The following is a 293-nucleotide window of genomic DNA, read 5'->3' on the forward strand; positions in this document are numbered from 1 at the left end:
GGGTTGGGTGTGGCGGGGGATCGGATCGCGTCTTCGCGGGATTTGAATTTCCGGGAGGTGTTCCTGGCCGCCACCGGCGGGGCGGGTATGGACGTGGTCCTGGACGCCCTGGCCGGGGAGTTCGTGGACGCCTCGCTGGATTTGCTACCCCGTGGTGGTCGGTTCATTGAGATGGGTAAGGCCGATATCCGCGACCCCCAGGTTGTTGGTGACACGCATCCTGGGGTGCGGTACCGCTCCTTCGATTTGCTGGAGGCGGGTCCGGAGCGGATCCAGGAGATGTTGACCGAGAT

General features: G+C 64.5%; 1 protein-coding gene. It reads left to right on the forward strand.

The genetic code is table 11. The features are described from left to right. Positions 1-293, forward strand: a 293-nt coding sequence (locus tag ACLQ28_RS34605; RefSeq protein WP_425690462.1) for a zinc-binding dehydrogenase, incomplete at both ends; no start/stop codon positions are given.

This window comes from Micromonospora sp. DT201 (assembly GCF_049841575.1).
GTDB lineage: Bacteria > Actinomycetota > Actinomycetes > Mycobacteriales > Micromonosporaceae > Micromonospora.